Below are 2,519 nucleotides of genomic sequence, written 5' to 3' on the forward strand. Positions count from 1 at the left end.
TTTTACGCCAAGTGATTAGAGAAGAAGGTCTTGAAAGAGAAATTTGGCAATACTTCACAGTGTTACCAAACATTCAATCAGTAGGTGTTATGGGAGACTACCGTACGTATGATCACACAGTAGGTATTCGTGCAGTAACATCTATCGACGGTATGACAAGTGACTTCGCACGCATCGATTGGGAAGTCTTACAAAAGATTTCTAGTCGTATCGTAAACGAAGTAGATCACGTCAACCGCGTAGTCTATGACATTACATCAAAACCACCAAGCACAATTGAGTGGGAATAATTATATATAGCAAATGATAGGCTGGAGTTACCGTTACTATGCGGTTTCCAGCCTTTTTGGTGTGCTTGGCATGGGCAACATCATGACGTGAAATAATGGGAATCATCTCTTTCTTATATTTTGAGACGGAGATGATGAGAAGTTAGACAAAAATGTAGAAGAAGTATTTAACGACAATCCTAGTCATACAATGATTGTAGATGATATCCGTTAGAGGAGTGAGAGAAAATTTATTTGTTACTAAGAGACAAGAGTTTTAAATAAATATCTTTTGTACTACATAAAAGAAAGTGGTCGTTATCATAGAATATTTGGCGATAAGGTAAATCTGATTATGTTAGAACCTATATTTATTGATGATTTAGTGAGGTTTGAGAAGACAAGAATGATTGAATTACAATTGACAATTGACACCCCTTAGATTAATATTAATTTATTAGAAGTCAACTAACGCCTCTTAGCAATGCGAAACACAGTTGGCCTTTTTTTTGTAATAGGAGAATTTATAGTTATGGATAAATCACTTGAAATTAACTTAAAAGAATTAGAAGGCATAATGTATAAAGAAAAAGTAATCGACGTTAAAGAGTATGATAATTTAAAAGTAACTTTTGAGACACTAAACGATGCTCCTAAAAGTGAAATACCCACTCCCTTTACAATAGAACAAATGTTATATAAATTAGAAACTAAAAATTTATATTTTCCTGAAATTAAGTCAAAAGAAAAATGTGTGGAGCTTTTACATAGTGTTGGCTATTATAATTTGAAGCATTTTATGTATAATGAATTTGGTAAAGATGAGCCGAAAAATTTTGATGAAGTATATATACTTTATAAATTTGATAGATATTTATTGAAACAATTATTTAGTTTAGTAAATATGTTGGAAACTCATATAAGAAATATTATTTTAGAAGTATATATGTTAGAAATTGAGTATAATAACAAGCCTTCGACACTGTTCTATTTAGATAAAGATTTATATTTTGAGAAAGTTAATGATGAGTATAAATATTCTGCCAAAAAGCTAAAAGAGTTCAATAGGTTACAAAATGTTTTTTGGAGAGCTATAGAAAAAAAGAAAAGTAACGATAACGTTAAACATAATATTAAAAAATACAATATTATACCAGCTTGGGTTTTATTCCAAAATTTTAGTTTTGGAGATTTGTCTACTTTTTATAGAACTACATTACCAACTTATAGAAATAAAGTAAGTAAGCGAATTGAAAATTTAATAGAAAAAAATACTGGTATAAGCATAAAACTTCCAGAAAAGTTATTGTGTGCATGGTTGAATAGTATCAGGTTTTTGAGAAATAGAATAGCTCACACAGATATAATTTATGGAATTAATTTTACAAACACCTGTGCAAAACATCATAGTGATGAGGAAATGTATGTAAATATAGAAAAGTATAAATATCAGCAAAGGTTAGTTACATTTTTATTAGCTATGAAGAAAATATTTATGAGTATGCCAGAAAATAATATTATTGAATGGAATGAGACTCTAACTAAGATAGAGAATAAATGTTCAGAACATAACTTTATTAAACTTTCTAGGTTAGGAGTTATTGAAAATAACCTTTCTTACTTTAAAATAACTAAATAAAAAATAGCGCACACTAATAACTAAGTGATTGTCTTTTTATGCTGAATAATGCCCTGTGTTGTAGTTAGAAAGATTTTCAAATAACACTATATTTATAAAAATGTTGAATTATAATATGGTCGGTTTATTTTATAGGAGTAATAAAAAGCATTTATCTTTTATCCGCCACAAATAATGAGTAAATGTACCTTGCTTTCAATGTTGATATTTTACAACCTTGTAGAGTTGATTTGATATATCATCTCATACGTTGTAGGCAATGAATACGTAAATTATGCAGTGACATGAACTGTTGAGAAGTATAGAGCATTGAAAATCTTGATATATCAATAGTTATAAACTGGTACAAATTAACGAAAAGTACTCTTGTCATCGAGTGGGAATAATTATATATAGCAAATGATAGGCTAGAAGTACCGTTATTACGCGGTTTCTAGCCTTTTTTGGTGCGATTGGTATGGGCAACATCATGTGATGAAATGATGGGAGTTATATCTGTAGAAATTGGCGTACCAATTTCTTTATGTTGGGGCTCCGCAGTCAACTACTACCAATATAAGATTGTAGAGCCTACGATTTGGATTTTATGTCCTGGGATCGGTTTCCTATTC

Annotated in this window: 2 protein-coding genes; both read left to right on the forward strand. The window is 30.0% G+C overall.

Annotated elements, in window-relative coordinates:
- Positions 1 to 290 (forward strand): GMP synthase (glutamine-hydrolyzing) (locus tag IDG60_RS10980; RefSeq protein WP_481906085.1); only part of this gene is annotated, 290 nt, incomplete at its 5' end.
- Between the two features lie 511 nt (positions 291 to 801).
- The gene (locus tag IDG60_RS10985) at positions 802 to 1,908 is read left to right on the forward strand and encodes an Abi family protein (RefSeq protein ID WP_000361524.1); all 1,107 of its coding nucleotides are present in this window, start codon (positions 802 to 804) and stop codon (positions 1,906 to 1,908) included.
- Positions 1,909 to 2,519: the final 611 nt, after the last annotated feature.

This window comes from Staphylococcus sp. EG-SA-2 (assembly GCF_017152085.1).

Excerpts from the sequence above, each read along its gene's own strand:
- IDG60_RS10985 (WP_000361524.1), top strand. The coding sequence starts at position 802 with ATGGATAAATCACTTGAAATTAACTTAAAAGAATTAGAAGGCATAATG.